At 63.7% G+C, this 22,500-nt stretch carries 21 protein-coding genes, 1 tRNA gene and 2 pseudogenes; 7 read left to right on the forward strand and 17 right to left on the reverse strand.

The features are described from left to right. Window positions 1-44 precede the first annotated feature (44 nt). The 7 genes from alr to rsfS all read right to left on the reverse strand — a co-directional run bounded on the left by alr (window position 45) and on the right by rsfS (window position 6,893). Window positions 45-1,196: an alanine racemase gene (gene alr, locus NKG60_RS19560; RefSeq protein WP_352975360.1), complete on the reverse strand. Its 1,152-nt coding sequence runs from the start codon at window positions 1,194-1,196 to the stop codon at window positions 45-47. A 29-nt stretch (window positions 1,197-1,225) separates the two neighbouring features. Next, window positions 1,226-1,747 (reverse strand): RNA pyrophosphohydrolase, encoded by a 522-nt coding sequence (locus NKG60_RS19565; protein ID WP_352666098.1) that lies wholly within the window; start codon window positions 1,745-1,747, stop codon window positions 1,226-1,228. A 1-nt stretch (window position 1,748) separates the two neighbouring features. After that, window positions 1,749-2,948: a divergent polysaccharide deacetylase family protein gene (locus NKG60_RS19570; RefSeq protein WP_352975362.1), complete on the reverse strand. Its 1,200-nt coding sequence runs from the start codon at window positions 2,946-2,948 to the stop codon at window positions 1,749-1,751. Window positions 2,949-3,150: 202 nt separating this feature from the next. Continuing rightward, window positions 3,151-4,476, reverse strand: coding sequence for a S41 family peptidase (locus NKG60_RS19575; protein ID WP_352489210.1), 1,326 nt, complete (start codon window positions 4,474-4,476; stop codon window positions 3,151-3,153). Further along, window positions 4,477-5,820: a murein hydrolase activator EnvC family protein gene (locus NKG60_RS19580; protein ID WP_352450875.1), complete on the reverse strand. Its 1,344-nt coding sequence runs from the start codon at window positions 5,818-5,820 to the stop codon at window positions 4,477-4,479. Between the two features lie 151 nt (window positions 5,821-5,971). Continuing rightward, window positions 5,972-6,454, reverse strand: coding sequence for a 23S rRNA (pseudouridine(1915)-N(3))-methyltransferase RlmH (gene rlmH / locus NKG60_RS19585; RefSeq protein WP_352666096.1), 483 nt, complete (start codon window positions 6,452-6,454; stop codon window positions 5,972-5,974). Window positions 6,455-6,515: 61 nt separating this feature from the next. Further along, complete coding sequence (gene rsfS, locus NKG60_RS19590; protein WP_023678068.1) at window positions 6,516-6,893, reverse strand: ribosome silencing factor; 378 nt, start codon at window positions 6,891-6,893, stop codon at window positions 6,516-6,518. A 239-nt stretch (window positions 6,894-7,132) separates the two neighbouring features. Between rsfS and NKG60_RS19595 the strand changes: the two genes are divergently transcribed. Next, window positions 7,133-7,990 carry a mechanosensitive ion channel family protein gene (locus NKG60_RS19595; protein WP_352666095.1) on the forward strand — a complete coding sequence of 286 codons (858 nt, stop codon included), beginning with the start codon at window positions 7,133-7,135 and terminating at the stop codon, window positions 7,988-7,990. Between the two features lie 26 nt (window positions 7,991-8,016). Here the strand turns inward: NKG60_RS19595 and NKG60_RS19600 are convergent, their stop codons facing one another. From NKG60_RS19600 to NKG60_RS19610, 3 genes are all read right to left on the reverse strand, one after another. After that, on the reverse strand, window positions 8,017-9,306 hold the full coding sequence (locus NKG60_RS19600; RefSeq protein ID WP_352666094.1) for an MFS transporter: 1,290 nt from the start codon (window positions 9,304-9,306) through the stop codon (window positions 8,017-8,019). A 74-nt stretch (window positions 9,307-9,380) separates the two neighbouring features. Beyond that, entirely contained in the window at window positions 9,381-9,968 is a 588-nt protein-coding gene (locus tag NKG60_RS19605; protein WP_352666237.1) for a nicotinate-nucleotide adenylyltransferase, read from the reverse strand. A 250-nt stretch (window positions 9,969-10,218) separates the two neighbouring features. Next, window positions 10,219-11,499 (reverse strand): glutamate-5-semialdehyde dehydrogenase, encoded by a 1,281-nt coding sequence (locus tag NKG60_RS19610; protein ID WP_352666093.1) that lies wholly within the window; start codon window positions 11,497-11,499, stop codon window positions 10,219-10,221. A gap of 212 nt (window positions 11,500-11,711) precedes the next feature. Between NKG60_RS19610 and NKG60_RS19615 the strand changes: the two genes are divergently transcribed. Continuing rightward, entirely contained in the window at window positions 11,712-12,065 is a 354-nt protein-coding gene (locus NKG60_RS19615; protein ID WP_352975364.1) for a hypothetical protein, read from the forward strand. A 7-nt stretch (window positions 12,066-12,072) separates the two neighbouring features. Here the strand turns inward: NKG60_RS19615 and proB are convergent, their stop codons facing one another. Both proB and obgE read right to left on the reverse strand, forming a co-directional pair. After that, on the reverse strand, window positions 12,073-13,218 hold the full coding sequence (gene proB / locus NKG60_RS19620) for a glutamate 5-kinase (protein ID WP_352666091.1): 1,146 nt from the start codon (window positions 13,216-13,218) through the stop codon (window positions 12,073-12,075). Window positions 13,219-13,220: 2 nt separating this feature from the next. Next, the gene (gene obgE / locus NKG60_RS19625) at window positions 13,221-14,252 is read right to left on the reverse strand and encodes a GTPase ObgE (protein ID WP_352465645.1); all 1,032 of its coding nucleotides are present in this window, start codon (window positions 14,250-14,252) and stop codon (window positions 13,221-13,223) included. 171 nt (window positions 14,253-14,423) lie between these two features. Here obgE and NKG60_RS19630 point away from each other — a divergent pair. After that, a pseudogene (locus NKG60_RS19630) lies at window positions 14,424-15,235 on the forward strand (endonuclease/exonuclease/phosphatase family protein). A 67-nt stretch (window positions 15,236-15,302) separates the two neighbouring features. Here NKG60_RS19630 and NKG60_RS19635 read toward each other — a convergent pair. From NKG60_RS19635 to NKG60_RS19645, 3 genes are all read right to left on the reverse strand, one after another. Next, a complete protein-coding gene (locus NKG60_RS19635) occupies window positions 15,303-15,890 on the reverse strand; it encodes a GNAT family N-acetyltransferase (protein WP_352666090.1) in 588 nt (195 codons plus the stop codon). A gap of 116 nt (window positions 15,891-16,006) precedes the next feature. Next, on the reverse strand, window positions 16,007-16,276 hold the full coding sequence (rpmA, locus tag NKG60_RS19640) for a 50S ribosomal protein L27 (protein ID WP_023678077.1): 270 nt from the start codon (window positions 16,274-16,276) through the stop codon (window positions 16,007-16,009). Window positions 16,277-16,373: 97 nt separating this feature from the next. Then, the gene (locus NKG60_RS19645; protein WP_352865584.1) at window positions 16,374-17,066 is read right to left on the reverse strand and encodes a 50S ribosomal protein L21; all 693 of its coding nucleotides are present in this window, start codon (window positions 17,064-17,066) and stop codon (window positions 16,374-16,376) included. 338 nt (window positions 17,067-17,404) lie between these two features. Between NKG60_RS19645 and NKG60_RS19650 the strand changes: the two genes are divergently transcribed. The 3 genes from NKG60_RS19650 (at window position 17,405) to NKG60_RS19660 (ending at window position 19,415) form a co-directional block, all read left to right on the forward strand. After that, window positions 17,405-17,494: transfer RNA gene (locus NKG60_RS19650), tRNA-Ser, on the forward strand. Window positions 17,495-17,917: 423 nt separating this feature from the next. Continuing rightward, window positions 17,918-18,556: a DUF1326 domain-containing protein gene (locus NKG60_RS19655; RefSeq protein ID WP_352666088.1), complete on the forward strand. Its 639-nt coding sequence runs from the start codon at window positions 17,918-17,920 to the stop codon at window positions 18,554-18,556. 61 nt (window positions 18,557-18,617) lie between these two features. Continuing rightward, window positions 18,618-19,415, forward strand: coding sequence for a DUF2182 domain-containing protein (locus NKG60_RS19660; protein WP_352666087.1), 798 nt, complete (start codon window positions 18,618-18,620; stop codon window positions 19,413-19,415). 132 nt (window positions 19,416-19,547) lie between these two features. Here the strand turns inward: NKG60_RS19660 and NKG60_RS19665 are convergent, their stop codons facing one another. Next, window positions 19,548-20,123 carry a DUF308 domain-containing protein gene (locus tag NKG60_RS19665; RefSeq protein ID WP_352669426.1) on the reverse strand — a complete coding sequence of 192 codons (576 nt, stop codon included), beginning with the start codon at window positions 20,121-20,123 and terminating at the stop codon, window positions 19,548-19,550. Between the two features lie 77 nt (window positions 20,124-20,200). Next, window positions 20,201-20,800: a TetR/AcrR family transcriptional regulator gene (locus NKG60_RS19670; RefSeq protein ID WP_352669429.1), complete on the reverse strand. Its 600-nt coding sequence runs from the start codon at window positions 20,798-20,800 to the stop codon at window positions 20,201-20,203. A 734-nt stretch (window positions 20,801-21,534) separates the two neighbouring features. Here NKG60_RS19670 and NKG60_RS19675 point away from each other — a divergent pair. Then, a pseudogene (locus tag NKG60_RS19675) lies at window positions 21,535-22,451 on the forward strand (alpha/beta fold hydrolase). The last annotated feature ends 49 nt before the right edge of the window (window positions 22,452-22,500 follow it).

The following is a 22,500-nucleotide window of genomic DNA, read 5'->3' on the forward strand; positions in this document are numbered from 1 at the left end:
GATGCTTAGGGAAAAGACATGCGTGAGGACAACAAGCTTGCGTCCTAGCCATTCACATAGCGCCGGTGGGAACGGTGGCCGAGGCTGGTCAAGACCTCATAGCCGATGGTGCCGGCCTGGCCGGCTACTTGGTCCACCGTCTGCGACGACGGCCCGATGAGTTCGACGAGGTCGCCGGCCTGCAGCCTGCCGGGCGGCAGTGCGGAAATGTCGAGGATGATCGTATCCATCGAAATCCGGCCGACGAAGGGCAGCCGCACATTTTCGAACCAGGCGACAGAAGCGGCGCGTCGATGCCAGCCATCGCCATAGCCGAGCGAAATGGTCGCCGCGGCAAGCGGGGTCTTAGCATGGAAAGTGTGGCCGTAGCCGACACCGGCGCCGGCCTCCAATATCCGCGTCTGGATGACCTTGGCTTGCAATCGCACCACCGGCAGCATCGGATTGTCCTTCGCCGGCGTCGGATTGATGCCATAGAGAGCGGCACCCGGACGGACGAGGTCGTAGTGATAGCGCTGCCCGAGAAAAATGCCCGATGAATTGGCAAGCGAAGCCGGCGCCTCCGGCAGCATCCGGCGCAGCCGTTCGAATTCCAGCCGCTGCCGCTCGTTGGCCGGTTGCTCGGGTTCGTCGGCGCAGGCGAGATGGCTCATCATGAATGTCAGTTCGACACCGTCGAAGGCCTGCGGATCGTGCGCCACGGCTTTCACCTCGGACGGCGTCATGCCGAGCCGCGACATGCCGCTGTCGACCTGGACGGCGGCCGGCAACTTACGGCCCACCCGCCCGGCCATCTCGCGCCATGCCGCGAGTTGGCTGGCGCTGTTGACGACGGTGCAAAGCCCTGCCGCAACCGCTTCCGTTTCCGCACCCGGCGGAATGCCGTTCAGCACATAAATGGCCGGGTCTGAGCCGAGCGCCTTGCGCAGCAAGATGCCGCCGGCCAAATGCGCAACAAAGAAAGTATTACAGCCCTCAGCCATCAGTGCGGCGGCTACCGGCGCCGCGCCAATCCCGTAACCGTCGGCCTTGACCACTCCAGCACAGCCGACGCCGTCCAGCCGCGCCTTCAGCCGCCGGTAGTTCTCACGGACGGCGCCGAGATCGATGGTCAGGATCGCCCCCGCCGCGGCTTCGCTGATCGGTTCGCCCAGGGTGACGGTCAGCGGAAGAGATTTGCTGGAGATATCGTTCATGCCGACCTGTTTTAGCGGAAGGCCGGCGGCTACGCCACCAGGTGCCGGAACGCTGCCACCACGTCCTCGTAGACCTTGCGCTTGAACGGCACGATCAGACCCGGCAATTCCAGCATCGGCCGCCACGCCCACCGGTCGAACTCCGCATTGTGGCCACCCGGCGGCGGATTGATCTCGATCTCGCTTTCGTCGCCGTGGAAACGGAAGGCAAACCATTTCTGCGTCTGGCCGCGATATCGTCCCTTGAAGGCGACGCCGACCAGATGCGCCGGCAGATCGTAGTTGATCCAGTGCGGCGCCTCGGCCAGCAGCGACACCGAGCGCATGCCGGTCTCTTCGTAGAGCTCGCGCTCCGCCGCGGGCAGCGGCTCCTCGCCATTGTCGATGCCGCCCTGCGGCATCTGCCAGAGCTGCGTCGTTCCAGCGAATTCGCTGTCCGGCTCGGCAATGCGACGGCCGACCCAGACCAGGCCGTCGCCATTGAGGACCATCACCCCTACGCAGGGCCGGTAGGGTAGCGTCTCGGGGTCAACGAGCTTGTTCTTTGCCATCTCAGCCTTTTTCCGGATCTATCGCCACCGCCGAAACCGGCACGATCTCGATGCCGCGCTTCTTGGCCTCGGTCACCCAGGAAGACACGGTATCCACCGTCAGGTCGAAGGCCGAGCCGATGCCTACGGCAAACCCTTTCGCACGCGCTGTCGCTTCCAGCCCATCCAGTTTCTTCAATATGGCGCCACGGTCCTGCACCGCGTCGATCGCCGTATCGCCGCCGACGAACGGTACGCCGTCCTTCAGCGCCAGTTCGGGTGCCAGGCTGCGCGCCGACGAACCGTCGTCGACATAGGCCAGGCCACGCTTGCCAAGCTCGGCCATCAGCGGCCCCATCGCCGTCGCGTCGGCCGAAAAGCGGGCGCCCATATAGTTCATGACGCCGGTGTAGTTGGTCGTTCGCGACAGCGCCCAGCGTAAATTCTTCAAATTCTCGTCCGGCGTCGCAGCCACGGTCAGCGTGTTGCGGCCGGAGTCGACGTTCGGATAGTCGAACGGCTCGAGCGGCACCTGCATGATGACCTCATGGCCGCTCTGCCGCGCCACCTGCATCCAGCGGCCGATGCTGTTGCCTTGCGGCGCGAAGGCCAGCGTCACTTCCGCCGGCAGCTTGGCGATGGCTGCCTGCGTGCCGGTCTGCGACACGGCAAGACCGCCGATGACGAGCGCCACGCGTGCGCCGCGAGCCCCGGACCACGGCCGCGCATAGACATCGAATGGGCGCCGGCCGTCGGCGGCGCGGATCGGCAGCGGACCGGTCTCGCTGGCCTCGATCAGGGCCTTGTCGGGAATGTGCGCGATCCTGAGGTTCTGGCCGATCGTCGAAGGGTCGCGAATGACGATGGCCGCCTCGGGTGGACCGTCGCCCTCTTTGGTCTGGACATGGATGATCTGCGGACCGCCCGTCTTCGGCTCGCTTATATTGGCCCCACTTGCGTTGCTTGGCGCTGCCACGTCGGGCGTCGCCTTGGCCGGCGCCACGGCGGTATCCGCCGCCGCCGGCGTCTTTGGCGCCGAAACGGCTACTTCTTGCAGCCTCCGGAACGGCTTGTCGCGCAAGGCGATCGCGCTGGAAACGCCGACCACGGACAGCACGACAAGTGCGGCCGCGACCGCACCGGCGCTGATCCCGCTGCCTGAGCGCGACGGCCGGATCGCCTGTCCGAGCGGTCGTTCTATGTCCTTGCCGATATCAGCCAAGCCCGCACCCCCGGCGTGCATCCCCGAAGTAAAACCTTCTCCGGAGGCGCAAAATCCAAAATGTCGGCGCGTCCCCTTGCTTCACTGGACGCGCAACATGCCGGCCGCAGCCCCGAATCAAACTGCCGGAGCCTCGCGGCCCCGGCAGCATCGCATCGCTTCGCTCAGGCAGCCAGACCTGTTTGGCCCGGCTTGCCCGTCCTTACTGGTTCAACACGGCCTTTTGCGGATTCGGCGGGAACGCCGGATCGGTCTTCTGGCCGCGCAGCAGCTGCTCGGCAAAGATGAGCTGCAAATCGTCCTTCGGTTCCGGCGGCACATAGGCTGCCGAACCCGAACCGGTCGTGCCTTCGTCGGCGCCCTTGATGTGGCCCTTGAGGTCGGATTCGCCGCGCGTTAGGTCCCTGCCCTGCAGTTCCGCCGGCAGCGGCTGGTCGACCTTGATGTCGGGCGTGATACCCTTGCCCTGGATCGACTTGCCGGACGGCGTGTAATAGAGCGCCGTCGTCAGCCGCAGCGCCCCGTTCTCGCCAAGCGGGATGATGGTCTGCACCGAACCCTTGCCGAAGGACTGCGTGCCGACCACTGTGGCGCGGCGCAGATCCTGCAGCGCGCCGGCGACGATTTCCGAGGCACTGGCCGAGCCGCCGTTGACGAGCACGATCAGCGGCTTGCCGCCGATGTCGTCGCCGGCCCGCGCGTCGAAGCGGGTGACGTCCTTCGGATCGCGGCCGCGCGTCGAGACGATCTCGCCACGGTCGAGGAAGGCATCCGACACGCTCACCGCCTGGTCGAGCAAACCGCCCGGATTGAGGCGCAGGTCGAGCACGTAGCCCTTGAGCTTGTCGTTCGGCACCTGCTTCTTGATGGTGTCGATGGCATTCTCGAGGTCGTCATAGGTTTTTTCGGTAAAGGAGGTGATCTTCATGTAACCGATGTCGTTTTCGACCCGGAACTTGACCGCCTTGACCTTGATGATATCGCGCACGACGGTCAGTTCGATCGGCTTGTCGGCGCCCTGGCGCAGGATGGTGAGCTTGATCGGCGTATTGACCAGCCCGCGCATCTTCTCGACGGCGTCGTTGAGGGTCAGGCCGCGAACCTCCTCGCCGTCGATCTTGGCGATATAGTCGCCGGCGAGCACGCCTGCCTTGGCGGCCGGCGTATCGTCGATCGGCGTGATTACCTTGACCAGATCGTTCTCCATGGTGACCTCGATGCCGAGGCCGCCGAACTCGCCCTTGGTCTGCACGCGCATGTCCTGCGCTTCTTCGGCGTTCATGTAGGAGGAGTGCGGGTCGAGCGAGGACAGCATGCCGTTGATGGCATTTTCAACCAGCGACTTGTCGTCGGGCGGTGTCACATAATTCGCCCGCACCCGTTCGAAGATGTCGCCGAAGATCGCCAGTTGCTTATAGGTCTCGGAGCCCGCAGCCTTCGCCGTCGAGCCGGGCGCGCCATAGACCAGGCTCATCGCCGATGCACCCATTAGCGCACCGGCAAACAGAAGCGACAGTTTCCGCATCATTCACGTCCTTCCAGAAAAACGGTCCGCCCACCATGGGGCCGGATCGACGGGTTTTCCATCCTTGCGGAACTCGACATAGAGCTCCGGCGTGGCATTTCCATTCTTCGATGCCGAGGTGCTCGCCACCCGGGCCTCTCCCATCGCGCCGACCGGCTCACCTGCGAGCACCGACTGGCCAGACGCGACGCTGATTCTGCTCATCCCCGCCAGGACGACATGATAGCCGTCACCCGCATTCAGGATCAAGAGTTGACCGTAAGAGCGGAAAGGCCCCGCATAAAGCACATTTCCATCCGCCGGCGCTGTGACGATGGCTCCCGATTGTGTCGCAACCATGTCACCGAGCATCACCGCGCCGTTACCGTCGTTGGCCCCGAAGCGCCGCTTGATCCTGCCGGTGACCGGCAGCGCGATCTGCCCTTGAAGCGCGGAAAACGGCGCGGCAGCGGTGAGCCTGTTGCTCTCCGGCACCGGCAGCGAGGCCAATTCCGTCGGCGCCGCAGCCGATGCCGGGCCCTTGTCGGCGTCCGCGGTCTTTTGCTCGGCTGCCTTGGCCGCATCCGCCGCCTTGCGGGCCCTGTCGGCCTCGAGCGATGCGATCAGTTCTTTCAGGCTGCCGGCCTTGGCCGCCAGCGTCGCGGATCGCTGCTTTTCGGCGGCCAGCGCGGTTTGCGTATCGGCGGCGAGCTTCTGCTTGGCTTCGAGCAGCATGCCGAGCCGCTTTTTTTCCGCCGCCTGCTCGCCGACCGCTGCCGTCAGCCGCGCCCGCTCGGCCTCGATCGAGGCCGTCACCCGCGACTGCTCCTTGAGATCGGCCAGCAACATGTCGGTCTGCTGGCGCAGTTCCGGCACCACGGCACCGAGCAGGATGGCGCTGCGCACCGACGACAATGCGTCCTCCGGCTTGACCAGGATCGCCGGCGGCGGATTGAGCCCCATGCGCTGCAGCGCGCCGAGCACTTCGGCCAGAACGTCGCGTCTGGCGGCCAGTGAGGCGCGGATCTTCTGCTCCTGCGCCTTCAGCCCTTCCAGCTTGCCGCCAATGTCCTCGATGTCCTGGCCGAGCTTCTGCTCGGTCATCGCCGACTGGATCAGCGCCGCGGTGATCGAGGCGTGGTCCTTCTTGACCGCTGCTATGTCGGCGGCGAGCTTGGCCAGCCGCTCGGACGACAGCGTGATCTCTTTCGATACTTTTTCGTATTCGGCGCGGCTCTGGTCCGGGTCGGGCGCCAGGTCGAGCGTGTTCTCGGCCCGCGCGACGCCGAGCGAAAGCGCGATCGTCGCCACGGCGATGCCGTAGCGTACGCGCCAGGAGCCCGTTCGTGATTTCCAGTCTTCAGACATTGAAGCCTAACTCTATGCGCGGCTTCGTTAACGAACCATCAACCATGTTCGAGCCCCGGCCGCCATCCGCAAACCCCATGCGCCCAAACTGTCGATGAGCATTGGGGCAAAAATCCGGGCGGCTGGCATCAATTCGCCGACCAAGCCGACTTCATGAACGATGGTAGGGGTGGCCGGAAAGGATCGTGGCCGCCCTGTAAAGCTGCTCGCCCAGCATCACGCGGACCAGCTGATGCGGCCAGGTCAGCGCGCCGAGCGACACCGTCAGATCAGCCAGGTCGCGCAGCGACTGGTCATGGCCGTCGGCGCCGCCAATGGCAATCACCAGCGCCTTGCGCCCGCCATCGCGCAGCGAACCTATGCGGCCGGCGAAATCCTCGGAGGAAAGGTTCTTGCCGCGCTCATCCAGCAGCATCAGCGCCGTGCCCGGCTGCAAGTGCGTCTGCAGCTTCAGGCCTTCCTCGCGCCGGCGCTCATTGGCCGTCTGCGCGCGGCCTTCGGCAATCTCGACGATCCCGGCGAATTCGAGGCCTACGGCAGGACCGCTCTTGGCAAAACGCTCGAAATAGCGATCGGCCAACTGCTTCTCGGGGCCGGCTTTCATTCGGCCCACGGCATGAACGGTAATCTTCATCCTTGCCTCGAAGAGCCGCTGATGCATGTCGGACAACGACATGCATCAAGACGAATACGGCTCAGTGGAGGGTCTCCTCCTCGAGATCAGGCGCCTGCCACATCTTTTCGAGATTGTAGAAGTCGCGGACCTCGGGACGGAAGACATGGACGATGATGTCGCCCGAATCGATCAGGACCCAGTCGGCGCCAGCCAGCCCCTCGACGCGCGCCGTGCCGAGCCCGGCATCCTTGAGCGCCTTGAGGAGATGATCGGCAACAGCCGAGACATGACGGTGCGATCGACCCGATGCGACGACCATGTAGTCGCCGAGGCTCGATTTCCCCTGAATGTCGATTGAGACGATGTTTTCGGCCTTGGAGTCTTCCAGACTGGCAAGGACTGTCTTGATGGCGCGGGACACGGCGTCGTTTACGCTGATCCCGGCCGGCGAAGGCACGATGTCGGCCTTCTTCCGAAGTGCTGTTCTCAGTGTATTTCCTTTCGCAGCAAGAACAACCAAATCACCTATGAAATCAGGTGACACTGCTTAGATAGGCAGAGTTAGGTTGCAGTTTCAAGACACCGCTCGCAAGCAGGCGCCCGGCAGCGGCCGAATATCGGGCTTTCCGGGCGAGAAATTCGGAACCGCCTCGCCCCGCAGCGGTTATCGGCTCATCCACGAACCGGAATCCCGACATGCCGATCGATCCCCAGAACGCTCTCCTCACTGTTCAATCCGGCCTTGCGCAACTCAGTACGCTGATCGTCTCCTACTCGCTTTCGGCGGTCGGCGCCGTCATCCTGCTGGTCATCGGCTACATCGTCGCCGGCCTCGCCGAGCGTTCGATCTACGCCGGCCTCGGCCACGTTCACGGTTTCGACGAAACGCTCCGCCATTTCTTCTCGCAGGTCGTCCGCTACGCCATCCTGGGACTGGTCGTGATCATGGTTCTCGGCCAGTTCGGCGTGCAGACGGCTTCGATCATTGCCGCTATCGGTGCTGCCGGCCTGGCCATCGGCCTGGCGCTGCAAGGCACGCTGCAGAACATTGCCGCCGGTATCATGCTCCTGGCGCTGCGGCCGTTCCGCATCGGGGAATATGTCGAAGTCGGCGCCATATCCGGTACTGTCGAGGAGATCGGGCTGTTTGCCACTACGCTGAGAACGGTCGAGGGCGTCTACGTGCTTGCACCCAACTCGACCCTGTGGAACCAGCCGGTCCGCAATTTCACCCGCAACGGCGTGCGCCGCGGCGACATCACGCTCAGCATCGGCTCGTGGAACGACATCGATTTCGCGCAAAAGACCATGCTTGGCGTTGCCGCCGCCGACCGGCGTGTCAGGCGGCAGCCGGCGCCGATCGCCTTTGTCGCAACCGTCGGCGATAGCACCGTCACCATCACCTTGCGCTACTGGACGGCAGCCGCCGACTTCTTCGCCGCCCAGATCGACCTCACCAAGAATGTCAAGCAGGCGTTCGATGCCGAGGGCCTTTCGGTCCCGGCGCCGGCGCCGAAAGCGCCGCAGCCCGATGCCTCAGCCACACGGCAATAAAGCATTTGAAACCAGCTGGAGGGCGTTCAAAGCTCTCCGCGCCCGCGCTGACCTTCGGGCGCGAAGGCGAGATCGACGGGCAACGGCGCCTGCGCCGTCATCGGCGCGAAACTGCCGGTCTCGGTGGCGGGCACCGGCCGCACCATGACGACCCGCCAAAGAACGAACAGGCAATAGGCGGCGGCAATGATGATTGCCACATAGATGAAGGCCTGCGTGCCGTAGATGGCGGAAAGCCCGGTCACAATGCCGGGCACGACGAAGCCGGACAGCGACCAGGCAAACAAGAGCGAGCTCGACAGCGCCACCATATCGTCCTTGCCGGCGCGGTCGCCGGCATGGGCGCTGGCCAGAGAGTAGATCGATTCCGAGGCGCCGTCCCAGACGACGTAGATGACGAGCAGCGCCGCCAGCGCGCCACCGTCGAAACCGAGGGCAAACAGGCCCGCCGCGGCGGCAAGCGCCGACGCCGCGATCAGCACAAAGCGCCGGTCGGTGCGGTCGGAAATCCAGCCGAGCGGAATCTGCAGGATCAGCGTGCCGACCGGCATTGCCGAAAGCAGCAAGGCGACGTCGGCCTGGCTGTAGCCCTTGGCGGTGGCATGGATTGGCGCAAAACCCGAAATGGTCATCGACAGGCCGCCGACGGCAAGCATGCCGGCAACGCCGACCGGTGAGATCCGCCAGGCCCTGCCGAGCGCCACGGAGGCCGCTTGCGGCGCCGGCGGCTGCGCGAGCCGCGTCAGCCCGACGGGAAGGATCGACAGCGCGGTGAAGGCAATGCCGATCAGCGGCGCGTCGGCCGCGCGGATATCGATCAACGCCAGTGTCGAATAGCCGACGCCGAGCCCGGCGACATAGGCAACGTAGAAGATAGCCATGACCCGGCCGCGGATGGCGTTGGCGACGACATCGTTCAGCCAGCTTTGCGCGACGATGAACAGGCCGCATATGGCAAAGCCGTAGAGCGCCCGTGCCGCGATCCATGGCAATGGGTGGGGCCCGGCGCCCACCGCGGCATTGGACAGCACTATCAGTGCCGACAGCACCATGAACACGCGAGCATGGCCGACACGCCGCACCAGCGGCCCGGTCAGGATACAGCCGGCGAGGCCGCCAGCCGAAAGGCCGGTGACGATCAGTCCCGCCCATGTCGGATCGAAGCCCTCGGCGCCGAGCCGGACCGGGATATAAGCGAACATCAGCCCGTTGCCGACGGCGATCAGCGCCATCGACAAGAGGATGCTGGCAATGGCGATCGCCGGCGCCGGCTGCCCTAGACCGTTCTTGTCCTGGTCGCGCTCGAGAATCGTCATGACCGAGGATCGCCCATCAAGCTGGTCGAGGCAGCGGCAAAAGCGACATCAGCGGTCTTGCCCTCCGTGTTGGCTCAGCCCTTTGCCACCTTGCGGATCGCGCTGGACGACAGCGACGAACGCGGCCCGTGGATGAAGGTCCAGGCCGGCGCGTCCATGCGGGCGAGCAGTGGTGCGTCGCCCTCGTCGACGCGGGCATAGTCGAACGTCTTGGCGACCACCGACGACAGGAACGACAGCGTCGCGCCTGGCCGGTCAACCACCGCTATCGGGAACGTCATGACGATGCGGCGCCAGCGCTGCCAGCGATGGAAGTCGCGAAGCGAGTCGGCGCCCATGATCCAGACGAAATCGACGCCCGGATTTCGCGCCTTGACCAGCGCCAGCGTGTCCGCTGTGAAGCGGACGCGGTGGGCCGCCTCGAATGCGGTGACCTTGATCTTTGGGTTCTTCGCGATCTTTTCGGATAGCTGCAGCCGCTCGGCCAGCGGCGCCAGGTCTCCGGCATTCTTGAGCGGATTGCCGGGTGTCACCATCCACCACAGCTGATCGAGCGCAAGGCGTCTGAGTGCGATCTCGGCGACCAGCGCATGGCCAGCGTGCGGCGGGTTGAACGAGCCGCCGAAAAGCCCGACCGCCACGCCTTTCCCGGCATGCGGCATCTTGAGGTAGCGGGAGGATATGGCATGTTCGGACAAGGCAAGCATGCGTCAGGCACCCCCCTCTGCCCTGCCGGGCATCTCGCCCGCAAGGGGGGAGATTGTCAGCTTCATCCCCGGCGCCCTTAGTTCGACATCGAAAATTGGCGAAAGTATATGCGACATCCGATCTCCCCCCTTGCGGGGGAGATGTCCGGCAGGACAGAGGGGGGTGGCTGGGCGCACGCCTCTCAGGCTCTGACTGCGAACGGACTCAAGGCCTCACCTGTCCCGACCCGCGTACGCGGTATTTGAACGAGGTCAGTTGCTCGACGCCGACCGGCCCGCGTGCATGCATCTTGCCGGTGGCGATGCCGATCTCGGCGCCCATGCCGAACTCGCCGCCATCGGCAAACTGCGTCGAGGCGTTGTGCAGAAGGATCGCCGAATCGATCTCGTTGAGGAACCGTTCGACGGCGTTTGCATCCTCGGCGATGATCGCCTCGGTGTGATGCGAGGAAAAATTCTCGATATGCTCGATGGCGCCGCCAATGCCGTCGACCAGCTTCACAGCAATGATGGCGTCGAGGTATTCGGTCACCCAGTCTGCATCGCTCGCCGGCTGGGCATCGGCATAAAGCTTCAGCACCTCGGTATCGGCATGGATCTCGCAGCCTGCCGCCTGTAGGGCCTCGAGGATCGGCACCAGGTGCGTGGCGGCGACGGCACGGTCGACCAGCAGCGTCTCGGCAGCACCACACACCCCGGTGCGCCGCATCTTGGCATTGACCGCGATCTTGACCGCCATGTCGAGATCGGCCGATCGGTCGATATAGAGATGGCAGATGCCCTCGAGATGGGCGAACACCGGCACCCGCGCCTCGTTCTGCACACGCTCGACCAGGCTGCGGCCGCCGCGCGGAATGATGACTTCGAGATTGCCGGAAAGCCCTTTCAGCATTTCGCCGACGGCGGCGCGATCGGTGGTCGGCACCAATTGTATGGCATCCTCCGGCAGCCCGGCTGCCTTCAGCCCCTCGACCAGGCAGGCATGGATCGCGGCGGAAGAATTCGCCGAATCCGAACCGCCGCGCAGGATCACCGGATTGCCCGCCTTGAGGCAGAGCGCGCCGGCATCGGCGGTCACGTTAGGCCGGCTCTCATAGATGACGCCGACGACGCCGAGCGGCGTGCGCACCCGTTCGATATGCAACCCGTTCGGCCGGTCCCATGCCGCAATGACGTCGCCGACTGGATCGCGCAACTCGGCGATTTCATGGATACCGTCTGCCATGGCGCGGATGCGGGCCGGATCGAGCTTCAGCCGGTCCATGAAGGAGGCGGAAAGCCCGGATTCGTGACCATTCGAAACATCGATGGCGTTAGCATCGAGAATGTCCTGCTCACGGGCGATGATGGCGTCGGCCATGGCGAGGAGCGCGGCATTCTTGGCGGCAGTGTTCGCAATGGCCAGCGGTCGGGCGGCAGCGCGCGCCTTGCGGCCTATCCGTGCCATCAAACTGGCTACATCATCGCCTTGGTGTTTGTTCAGCATTTGACCGATCCAGTGACGCTGGTGGATTTACACGCGGCCAGCCTTCCCGGCAATGGCCGCAAATTTGAGGAAGCAGAATGAAGAGAGTTATAATCCTCGTTGCTCTCGGCGCGATCCTCGTACCGACAGGCCTCCGTGCCGCCGACTACTGCGACGACAAGTTTGAACCCGGAGAGAGCCCCGACGGCAAGGCCATGCTTATGGTAAGCTCGATGATGTCCCTCGCACTCGCTGAGCGCTATTGCGGCGCGCCACCGACACCGCTTTCCCAGATCGACGTCGTTGTTGAAGAGTTGCATGGATGTGGGCCGCGCGCTCGGCTTGAGGCGGAATTCAAAAAAAGGATGGAAGAGGAAAAAGGGGCAGAAGCAATGACGACTGACGCGCTCATCCGCGATCTCGTCGTCGAAGACGACAAGGATGTTCCCCAAGCCGAAGTGGATCGACGTGCCAAGGCCGGCATCGAAGCGGAGTTGGGAGGTTGCAGCGAACTTCTGAAGATATACCAGGACTTTCAGGATCGATATCGCAACCCACCCAAATGGCCGCATGAGCCTGACCAGTAGCGCGCCGTCAAAGGCGGGCTGCATCTCCGTCGGCCGCGCCGCTCACCACGAGGTCGTCGCGGTGGATCATCGCCGAACGCGCCTCGTAGCCGAGCACGGTCTCGATCTCGGTCGTCTTCAGGCCCGCGATCCTTACGGCATCGGCGGCATCATAGGCAACCAGCCCGCGCGCTATCTCGCGGCCCTCGGGCGACAGGATCGCCACCGTGTCGCCACGCGCAAAATTGCCGCTGACAAGTTTGACACCGGCCGGCAGCAGCGACTTGCCGGAGAGCAGCGCGCCGATGGCGCCGGCATCGACGGTCAGCCGTCCTGCCGGTTCGAGCTGCCCGGCGATCCAGGTCTTGTAGCCTTTGACCGGATTGGCGCTCGGCCGGAAGAACGTGGCGCGCTCGCCGCGCTCGATTGCCAGCAGCGGCGACAGCCGCGTGCCCGATGTGATGATCATGGCGGTACCGGCTGCGGTGGCGATCTTGCCGGCGTCGAGCTTGGTGCGCATGCCACCGCGCGACAATTCCGAAGCGGCGGCGCCCGCCATCGCCTCGATGTCGGGGGTGATGCGGTCGACGATCGGAATGAACCGGGCTTGCAGATCGCGCCCCGGCGGTGCCGTGTAGAGCCCGTCAATGTCGGAAAGCAGCACCAGTAGATCGGCGCCCATCATGGTGGCGACGCGCGCCGCCAGCCGGTCGTTATCGCCATAACGGATTTCGGAGGTGGCCACCGTGTCGTTCTCGTTGATGACCGGCACCGCCTTCATCTTGAGCAGCGTCGAGATCGTCGCCCGCGCGTTGAGATAACGGCGGCGCTCTTCGGTGTCGCCGAGCGTCAACAGGATCTGGCCCGATTTCAAGCCATTCTTGCCGAGCGCATCCGACCAGGCGCCGGCCAAAGCGATCTGCCCGACGGCAGCAGCGGCCTGGCTCTCCTCGAGCTTCAGCGCTCGCTTGCCGAGGTCGAGGATGGTGCGGCCAAGTGCAATCGCCCCGGAAGACACGACGAGAATTTCGGCGCCGCCATTGGCCAGCACGGCGATGTCGTTGGCAAGCGAGGCCAGCCAGTCGCGCTTCAGGCCCGCCGTGCGGTCGACAAGCAGCGCCGAGCCGATCTTGACGGCAATGCGCCGATAATTTTTCAGCGATTGCGCGGCCATGGCTATGTGTTCCAGCGCGTCTCGACCGGCGCAGCGACAGCCTCGCGCGCATCGGCCACCACAGCCATCAGCGCGCGCAACACCGCCTCGACGCCTTCGCCGGTGACCGCCGAAAGCAGCATCGGCGCGCGGCCGGCGGCGCGTTTCAGCGAGGCGGCTTTCGTCTTGCGCGCGGCGGCGTCGAGTATGTCGACTTGGGAAAGCGCGACGATCTCGACTTTGTCGGTCAGTCCGTTGCCGTAGGCGTCGAGTTCGGCGCGCACGGTCTTGTAGGCCTTGGCGGGATTTTCTTCCTGCGCCGAGACAAGATGCAGAAGGACACGCGTGCGTTCGACATGGCCGAGGAAGCGGTCGCCGATGCCGACACCTTCATGCGCGCCTTCGATCAGGCCGGGAATGTCGGCGATGACGAATTCACGCCCGTCGATGCGGGCCACGCCAAGGCCCGGATGCAGCGTGGTGAAGGGATAGTCGGCGATCTTCGGCTTGGCCGCGGTGACCGCCGCCAGGAAGGTCGACTTGCCGGCGTTGGGCAGCCCGACAAGGCCGGCATCGGCGATCAGCTTCAGCCTGAGCCAGATATTAAGCTCTTCGCCAGGCAGTCCAGGGTTGGCGCGGCGCGGCGCCTGGTTGGTCGAGGTCTTGAAATGCTGGTTGCCGAAGCCGCCATTGCCGCCCTTGGCCAAAAGAAAGCGCTGGCCGACGACCGTCAGATCGCAGATCAGTGTCTCATTGTCCTCGGCAAAGACCTGTGTTCCGGCTGGCACTTTCAGCGTCACGTCGGCACCCTTGGCGCCGGTCATGTTGCGGCCCATGCCGTGCGTCCCGGTCTTGGCCTTGAAATGCTGCTGGTAGCGATAGTCGATCAGCGTGTTCAGCCCATCGACCGCCTCGACCCAGACATCGCCGCCGCGGCCGCCATCGCCGCCGTCCGGGCCGCCGAACTCGATGAACTTTTCGCGCCGAAACGACACCGAACCGGCGCCGCCGTCGCCGGAGCGGATGTAGACCTTGGCTTGATCGAGAAATTTCATCGGATTGTATGGTTTCTGCTATTGGCTTTGCGGGATTGCTCTAAACCAAGGCGGGTCGAAGGGCGAGGGCCGTTTTTGCTACTGTAGCGTCGCGCGTAGCTCTGGACGCGTGCCATTTGGTTGACCCTTGCCGAAAATCGATCCTCGGCTTTCTAAGCGCGAGATGTCGGAATGAAGCTGGTAACTTACAATATCCACTACGGCGTCGGCCTCGATGGCCGCTATGATGTCGGCCGTATCGCCGATGCCGTGCGCGGCGCCGACTGATCGCGCTGCAGGAGGTCACCCGCGCCAACCCGAAGAATGGCGGCCGCGACATGGTGGCCGAGCTCGGCGAGGCGCTGCCCGACTATTTTGCCGTCTACGGCAGCAATTTCGAGGCCGACGCCGGCTCGCGACTGGAGAACGGCCGCGCCATCACGACCACCTTCCAGCTCGGCAACATGGTGCTGTCGAGGACGCCGATCCATCTGTCGCGCAATCTCCTTTTGCCGCGCAGCCGCAGTTTTGAGGCGATGAACTTCCAGCGCGGCGCGCTGGAGGCGCTGATCGAAACGCCGCTTGGTTCGATCCGCTTCTATTCCACCCATCTCGACCACCGCAGCCCGGTTGAACGCCTGAGCCAGATCCGCTTTCTGCGCCAGCGCCTGTTGAACTACCCGCTCGATGGCGGTGGGCTCTCCGGCGTCGCCGAGATCGGCTTGCCGGATCTGCCTTGTCCCGAAGCCTTCGTCGTTATGGGCGACTTCAACATGCTGGCCGGATCGCCGGAACACGTCGAACTCGCCGGCCAGCCTGACCATGAATTTGGCATGCCGGTGACCGCCGACCTCGCCATCGATGCCGCCACACGCCTCGGCGCTGCCTGCGCCGATCTCGTCACCTGGGTCGACCCCAAGCGGCCGGGCGATACCAGCCGCTACAAGCGCATCGACTACATCTTCACCAGCGCTTCGCTTGCCAAATCGCTGAGGCGCCTGTAGGTCGACCGGCAAGTGGCCGGTTCGGATCACTTGCCGGTCTGGCTCGAGATGGCCTGAGCCGCATCCATCAAAAATGCACCCAGTTCCGCAGGCTGGTCCAGGTCTTGCGGTCGAGGCGGTAGCGCTCGACCGGCACCTGGCCGGCAACGATCGAATTCAGCATGCCCTGGCCGGCATACTGGAAGCCGCATTTGTGGATGACCCGGCGCGAGGCCGGATTGATAACCCGCGTCGAGGCGTGCAGCACCTGGATCGTGGTTCTCTGGAAGGCAAGGTCGACCAGTGCGTGCGCCGCTTCCGTCGCGTAGCCGCGTTTCCAGTACGGCTCGCCAATCCAGTAGCCGAGCTCCAGCCCACGATCCGTAGTGTTGAGCCCGGCACAGCCGACGAAGGTCTCGGTGCCGGCCAGCGTCAACGCATAGGCGATTCCGGCCCGGCGCGACGCCGTCATGGCCAGGAAAGCGCGTGCCTCCGCCTCGCCATAGGGATGCGGCATGCGAGCCAGCATTTCCGCGACATGGCGGTTGTCGGCGAGCGCCACCAATTGCTCGATGTCGCCTTCACGCGGGGCACGCATGACCAGCCGCTCGGTCGCGAGCACCGGGCAATCTATCGTGTAACTTTCGTCGTCTGAGTCTTCCGCTTCGGCAACCATGTCAAAGTCCTCCAGGCAAGAAAAAGGGAGATGGAAACCCATCTCCCCTGATCCTTTTCCTGGCTTGGCCAGACACCGGTCCCGAGATGGGTGCCGGTGTTCTCGTGCGGAACCGGCTACTCCGCTGCCTTCGTCATCGGGTTCACCGATACGTAGGTTCGGCCATTGGCTTTTTTGTTGAAGGTGACTGCGCCAGCTTCCAGCGCAAACAGCGTGTGGTCCGTGCCAATGCCGACATTGGTGCCGGGATGCCACGTCGTGCCACGCTGACGAATGATGATGTTGCCCGGAATCACGGCTTCGCCGCCGAACTTCTTCACGCCGAGCCGCTTGGAATGGGAGTCGCGACCATTGCGCGACGATCCGCCAGCTTTCTTGTGTGCCATCTAACTACTCCGATGCGCCGCGAGGCGCCTAAACGATCTTATGAACGCGTTCGCGTTCCGTTTCAAGTCCGATCCGGCGACGATTGCGCCGTTCGTTTTACTTCTTCGCCAATTCCTTGGCCTGCTCGCGCCAGTCCTTGATCTGGTCGGCGCTGAACGGCATGTGCTCGTCGATCTTGGCGACATCCTTGTCGGACAGCTTGGCGATCTGGGCGAAGGTGGTGATGCCCTGTTCGTTGAGCTGGCCGGCGGCAACCGGGCCGATGCCCTTGATCACCGTCAGGTCATCCGGCTCGCCCTTCGGCGCCTTAAACAACGGCGCGGCGGCTTCACTTGCCTCGGCCTTGGCTTCTTTCTTCGGCGCAGCCTCTGCCTTCGCTTCGGCCTTCGGCGCGGCTTCAGCCTTCGCCTCGGTCTTGGCTGCAACCTCGGCCTTCGCTTCGGTCTTGGCGGCGGCCTTCTTCGCTGGCTTGGCGCCGCCCAGCAGGATCTCGGCGATCCTGACGGTGGTCAAAAGCTGGCGATGGCCGATCTTGCGGCGCGAATTCTGCCGACGGCGCTTCTTGAAGGCGATGACGGTGCGGTTCTTGCCCTGCTCGACGACTTCGGCGGTGACCATCGCACCATCGACGAACGGCGCGCCGAACGTGACGTTCTCGCCCTCGCCATGCGCGAGCACATTGCCGATTTCGACGATATCGCCGACATTGGCTTCGAGTTTTTCGATCTTCAGGAGATCGTTGGCGGCAACGCGATACTGCTTGCCGCCCGTTTTGATGACTGCGAACATTTTTTGCCTTTCGCTGTTCGGTCGGCCTTGATGAACCGCTTCAGGCGGTTCGGCCGTCTTTTTGTCAGTCTGCGGGTTCAAAAAACAAGCGGCGCGGAAGATTCCTCCACGCCGATTGCGCGCTGTCCCTAACCGAAGGTTCGGCTTGAGTCAAGGCAAGCGCCGCGGGCAAGAGGCGGATGAGTTGAGCCCAGTCCGCCAAATATCGAACAGCGGCTACCGGAGCCTTGAAGAAAGCACGAACGGGAACCTGCGGCGCCGGGGCAGATTGGCCCTTGTAACCTGCCTGTCCAGCCGTTATCTAGTGCGCCGCGCCGGCAACGGCGGACCATGACCGCGGAGAGGTGGCAGAGTGGTCGAATGCACCGCACTCGAAATGCGGCATGGGTGCAAGCCCATCGGGGGTTCGAATCCCTCCCTCTCCGCCAGTGATCCTAATTTCTTGATACTGCCTGCCGAACGCAGCCATAAATGCTTGTGAAGTCGCGGAGCTCAATCGCAGCCGGCGTTAGCATTAGCCCGCTACGTCGTTGTGACCAGGCAACCGAGCGGTGTTGCGGAAGGTTGTCAGTCCGCAGCGTGGTCAAGCGAGCATCAGCCGGATTGTGTATTTGGTGACCCGTCGCGAACCTACCCACGACCTCATCGATCACATGGAACGGAGCAAGAAAACCACTTCCGTGGTCGCACTGGATGGCGGCTGGGTTCTGTTGCGCGCAGTTGCGGATCAAGACGGCTATGACTTGTGTCTGCGGCGGCAAGGCCGCCAAAATCGGCGAGCGATGCACTAACTGCTGGAGTGCGCACCGCCTTCGAGGTATAAATGGCTCTATATTCCGGGAGGAAGAGCCATGAATGCAGTGCCTCAATGGCGGCTCGCAGGCGACTGGTTCGACATCTGCAGCTGCGATATCCCTTGCCCTTGCGAGTTCGCCCAGCGGCCGACCGGCAATCATTGCCAGGGTGTGCTCGCCTGGCATGTGCGCGAGGGTCAGTATGGCGACGTGAAGCTCGACGGCCTGTCGCTGGTGGCGCTCGGAGAGTTCGAAGGCAATCTATGGGCCGGCGAGGCAAAGGCCGTGATGGGCATGTACCTCGACGAGAAGGCGAACGAACGGCAACGTGAAGCCCTGCAGGCGATCTTCGGCGGGCAGGCTGGCGGCTGGCCGGCGGGTTTTGCCGCCAACATCGGCGAGATGCGTGGCATGGAGTTCGTGCCGATCACTTTCGAGGTGGCGGGGGATCTTGCCAACTGGCGGGTCGAGATTCCTGGCCTCGTCGTCGGGCATGCGGAAGCGCTTTCAGGTCCCACGACACCACCCGGCAAGCGGGTGCAGACGATCAACCCGCCGGGCTCGGAGGTCGGCCCGGGCCAGGTTGCCACCTGGGGGCGTTCGGTCGAGGTGAGCACCAAAGGCTTCGGGCTCGACTGGACGGGCACGGCGCGCTCGAGCAAACACATTCCGTTCGACTGGACCGGCCCGAACTAGGGACGTGCCGATGCCTGACGCGTTCCCCGGGAAATCGTGGCGGCTCCGGAATTTGCGTGGCATGCCGCTCGGCCTTCTCGCATCGCTTGTCGTGCTAACAGCGGCGGCGTGGGCGCTGACCCTCAGCATGGATATGCCTATGGGCATTGCGGTGCGCGGCGGGATGGAGGGCATGGAAGGCATGGCCGGCATGGCGACGGCCGGAATTGCCGCCGACGGCTGGTCGCTTGCCGGCGCCGCCGCCTTTCTTGCTGTATGGACGGTGATGATGGCTGCTATGATGCTGCCGGCGGCCGCGCCCATGATCTTTATGTTCGCAGCGGCGCAGGCCAGGCGCGAACAGCACGTCGCTATCCCGGCGTGGATATTCGTCGCGGGCTACATGCTCGTCTGGGCGGCGGCGGGCCTTCTTGTGTATGTCCTGGTCCAGCTCGGAAGCGCGTTTGCGACGAGCCTCGATCCGCCTCAGCGTTCGAAATGGGCGCCGCTCGCGCTCGGTATGACGCTTGGCGTCGCCGGACTCTACCAATTCACGACCCTCAAGCACATTTGCCTCAGCCATTGCCGTTCGCCGCTCGCTTTCGTTGCGCAGCATTGGCGCGACGGCCGGGTTGGCGCACTCGAGATGGGGCTGCGGCACGGACTCTATTGCTTTGGTTGCTGCTGGGCTCTGTTTGCCTTGCTGGTCGCGGTGGGCATCATGAGCGTCGCCTGGATGCTGCTGTTGACGCTGGTCGTCTTCGTCGAGAAGCTGCTGCAGCGCGGCCGCCGCTTCGAAGTTGCTTTGGGCATTGCGCTGATGGCCCTCGGGATCGCTGTATCGTTCGGCGCGATCGAGATGCCTTGGATGAGCGGCTAGCCCCAGCCGGTTGGTGAAATTCCGAACACATCGGTCTCATTTTCAGTCCTTAGGGGTAAGGGCGGGTCGTTCTGTTTGACGAACCGATGCTAGCAGCTGACAGTCGGGTCGGTGCTGGCTCAAGATGGCGCGCTATACAACTTTCCGCCGCAATTGGCTCACGCTCAGCCACACCGCCGAAACCAGGAAGTAGAGGGCGCCTACTGCGGCATAGCCGGCCACGTTGGCGATGGATGGCGGCATCGGCATCCGCGCCTGCGCGATGAAAAACGTGCCTGCCAGTGCTGATTGCCCTCCGCTCAGGATCATCGCCCACTGCGCACCTGAGCTCTTCCAACGGCGGACAGCGGTGCCGAGTTGAAGCAGGCCGGACAGGATCGCCCATAGGCCAAACACCCCGAGCACCCAATTCATGCTCATCTTCAGCGCAACAACGACCGCGAGCGTTGTCGCCACACTGACCACGACGTTGATGGTCTGGGTGCGATTCTGTCCCAATCCTCCGCTGCGCGATGCGTCGACAAAATTGGCCAAGGCATCCCATGCAGGATAAGCCACGAGTAAAACCGCCGCGACCACCCCGGAATGCTGTCCCACTGTAAAGGCAGCCGCCACCCAGACAGCCGAGAACGCCGTCCGAGCGAAGTAATAGAGCTTGAGCCATTGTTCCTGGCTGGCGCGGGAAAGATCGCCATCGTGAATCGTCATTGGATCATCCTTTCGACTAGTAGGTAGGTCTCTCGACGAACGTCGCAGAGCCATTACGGCTATGGTTCGTTGAGGTCTTAGGGTCGTATCTGGAGGGAACGCGGAGCGAGCCGCTCCAGGAGCGGGCCTGTCACGACGCCGAATACCTTCGGGTCGCCATAGGCCCGTGCGGAAAGCATCGCGCCGTGGACAGTCGCCATGAACGCTTCAGCCTCGGCACGAGGGGTACTCACCAGTTGAAATCGGCCGCGTCGCGCGCCGCGCTCCAGCACGGATGTAAGCCAAGCCGACAGGGAGCGGAAATGCGCCCGGACCTCAAGGCCAACTTCCTCGGGCAGAACGGGGAGCTCGCTTGCCAACAGCGCGCAGATGCAAAACGGGGCGCTGACGTCCGCAATGCAGGCTTCCCAATACCGGGCATAGATCCCCAACTGTTCGAGCGGATCGGATTCGTGAAGTTCGACATTTGCCAGCCCCGCTTCAGCTTCCTCCCGATACCGCGCAACCAGCGTTCGGACCAGATCGACCTTGCTTGGGAAATGGTGATGGATGCTCGCCTTACGGATCCCGACCACATCAGCGATGTCGGCATAACTGAAACCGTTGTAGCCGCCAGCGACGATCAGTGAACGTGCACAAGCCAGGATGTCATCAGAGGTGGTAGACAAGTTGCTCATGCCCTCTACCTACCTTCTGGTAGGATGGCAGTCAAGCCTCGTTGCGATGCGGCGAACCAAGGAGAGAGTAGCGTGAAATCGGGTGGCTATGGCGTAGACGTCATTCGATCTTCATTGTTTCTCGGCCCCCATCCATTCAAAAGCGGGGTGTTTGTCGATCGAGGTAGCCGTCCCACTTCGCAGGCGGCGACACCCTCCGGCCGACCGGATCATCGCAATCGCCGCGCGGCTCTAGGCGTTTGCACCGACTGCGCTATCTCCCCATCGTTAGCCTTGTTCTATCGCTGGTTGAGATCGGGAGGTTTCCATGGATCGGCGACTATTTTTGACAGGAATGTTTGGCATTGCGGGGGCTGCGGCCCTTGCAAGCACAGTTCGGCCAATCAACGCAGTGGCCGGCGTTCCAACTGCCAGAAGCGGCATTCTCGATGAACTCGAGGCGCCGGATGTCGAGACCTTCGACGACGACGAAACTCAAGCAGAGTTGCAACCAATCTATCATCGCCGGTGGCACCGGCCGCGTCGCCGCCGCCGGCGCGCTTGGAGAAGGGTCTGTCGCGTTTACTGGCGAAATGGCTATCGGCGTAGGCGGTGCTTCCGCAGGCGCGTCTGGGTCTGGTTTCGATTCTAGCAACTGGCCGGCATGAACCCTGGCCATCGCGGCCGGGGTTTTCGCCTCAGGCGGCCGTTTGCGCCCTTAGGGAGCTTTCCTAAGGGCGCGGAGGAGGCTGACGGTGTTTGCAGGTTTCAGAGCCACCAGCTTGGAACTAGACGATACGACCATCTTCGCAAGGGTCGGTGGCACCGGTCCGCCGCTACTGCTTCTTCACGGTTTTCCAGAGACGCATCTGATGTGGAGGGATATCGCCGAAGCCTTGGCGCCCCGCTTCACTGTGGTCGCCGCCGACCTGCGAGGCTATGGACGAAGCGGATGTCCGGTTTCCTCTGCCGATCATAGCCTATACGCCAAACGCGCCATGGCCGGCGACATGGTTCAAGTCATGAAGCAGCTGGGGTTTGAGCGGTTCATGGTTGCCGGGCATGATCGTGGCGGACGGGTTGCCCATCGCCTGCGCTCGACCATCCCGACAAAGTACTCAAGATCGCCGTCCTCGACATCATCCCCACCGCCGCAACATGGGATCGGGCGGATGCCAGACTGGCGCTCGGCTTCTGGCCATGGAGCCTTCTTGCCCAGCCGGAGCCCCTGCCGGAACGTCTGATCGGCGCGGCTCCCGATGCCGTCGTCGACGATGCGATAACGCAGTGGGGATCGTCGGCAAAAATGGTCTCCAAAGAGGTCAGGGACGCCTATGTTGATGCGCTTCGTGATCCCGCGCATATTCATGCAATCTGCGAAGAGTATCGCGCCGCTGCGACGATCGATCGTGAACATGACGCGCTGAACCAGGCAAACGGTCGTCGCATCGAGTGTCCGCTACTGGCGCTATGGAGTAGCGAAGGCGCTCTGGAGAACTGGTATGCGCAAGAAGGCGGGCCGCTGGTCATCTGGAGGAAATGGGCCGACAGAGTGGAAGGACGGGCCGTCCAAGGCGGGCACTTTTTCCCGGAAGAGCACCCCGACAAGACGGCAGCGGCTCTCTCGGAATTCTTCGAAGAAAAACAGGACGGTCAGCACGGAGTGTTGTAGAGGTCACATGCTTCAGTTACGCGGAACCTCGGGAGCCCTTCGCCGCCCG

It is taken from the genome of Mesorhizobium sp. M1428 (assembly GCF_040317515.1).
GTDB lineage: Bacteria > Pseudomonadota > Alphaproteobacteria > Rhizobiales > Rhizobiaceae > Mesorhizobium.

What these genes read in the sequence shown, in the direction of transcription:
- NKG60_RS19660 (WP_352666087.1), top strand. Translation starts at nt 18,618, where the DNA reads ATGCCGCTCGGCCTTCTCGCATCGCTTGTCGTGCTAACAGCGGCGGCG.
- proB (WP_352666091.1), bottom strand. Translation starts at nt 13,218, where the DNA reads ATGGCCGCGCAATCGCTGAAAAATTATCGGCGCATTGCCGTCAAGATC.
- NKG60_RS19565 (WP_352666098.1), bottom strand. Translation starts at nt 1,747, where the DNA reads ATGGCAAAGAACAAGCTCGTTGACCCCGAGACGCTACCCTACCGGCCC.
- NKG60_RS19655 (WP_352666088.1), top strand. Translation starts at nt 17,918, where the DNA reads ATGAATGCAGTGCCTCAATGGCGGCTCGCAGGCGACTGGTTCGACATC.
- NKG60_RS19610 (WP_352666093.1), bottom strand. Translation starts at nt 11,499, where the DNA reads ATGCTGAACAAACACCAAGGCGATGATGTAGCCAGTTTGATGGCACGG.
- NKG60_RS19670 (WP_352669429.1), bottom strand. Translation starts at nt 20,800, where the DNA reads ATGAGCAACTTGTCTACCACCTCTGATGACATCCTGGCTTGTGCACGT.
- NKG60_RS19665 (WP_352669426.1), bottom strand. Translation starts at nt 20,123, where the DNA reads ATGACGATTCACGATGGCGATCTTTCCCGCGCCAGCCAGGAACAATGG.
- NKG60_RS19600 (WP_352666094.1), bottom strand. Translation starts at nt 9,306, where the DNA reads ATGACGATTCTCGAGCGCGACCAGGACAAGAACGGTCTAGGGCAGCCG.
- NKG60_RS19595 (WP_352666095.1), top strand. Translation starts at nt 7,133, where the DNA reads ATGCCGATCGATCCCCAGAACGCTCTCCTCACTGTTCAATCCGGCCTT.
- NKG60_RS19635 (WP_352666090.1), bottom strand. Translation starts at nt 15,890, where the DNA reads ATGGTTGCCGAAGCGGAAGACTCAGACGACGAAAGTTACACGATAGAT.
- NKG60_RS19645 (WP_352865584.1), bottom strand. Translation starts at nt 17,066, where the DNA reads ATGTTCGCAGTCATCAAAACGGGCGGCAAGCAGTATCGCGTTGCCGCC.
- rpmA (WP_023678077.1), bottom strand. Translation starts at nt 16,276, where the DNA reads ATGGCACACAAGAAAGCTGGCGGATCGTCGCGCAATGGTCGCGACTCC.
- NKG60_RS19580 (WP_352450875.1), bottom strand. Translation starts at nt 5,820, where the DNA reads ATGTCTGAAGACTGGAAATCACGAACGGGCTCCTGGCGCGTACGCTAC.
- NKG60_RS19615 (WP_352975364.1), top strand. Translation starts at nt 11,712, where the DNA reads ATGATGTCCCTCGCACTCGCTGAGCGCTATTGCGGCGCGCCACCGACA.
- obgE (WP_352465645.1), bottom strand. Translation starts at nt 14,252, where the DNA reads ATGAAATTTCTCGATCAAGCCAAGGTCTACATCCGCTCCGGCGACGGC.
- rlmH (WP_352666096.1), bottom strand. Translation starts at nt 6,454, where the DNA reads ATGAAGATTACCGTTCATGCCGTGGGCCGAATGAAAGCCGGCCCCGAG.
- NKG60_RS19575 (WP_352489210.1), bottom strand. Translation starts at nt 4,476, where the DNA reads ATGATGCGGAAACTGTCGCTTCTGTTTGCCGGTGCGCTAATGGGTGCA.
- NKG60_RS19605 (WP_352666237.1), bottom strand. Translation starts at nt 9,968, where the DNA reads ATGCCGCATGCCGGGAAAGGCGTGGCGGTCGGGCTTTTCGGCGGCTCG.
- alr (WP_352975360.1), bottom strand. Translation starts at nt 1,196, where the DNA reads ATGAACGATATCTCCAGCAAATCTCTTCCGCTGACCGTCACCCTGGGC.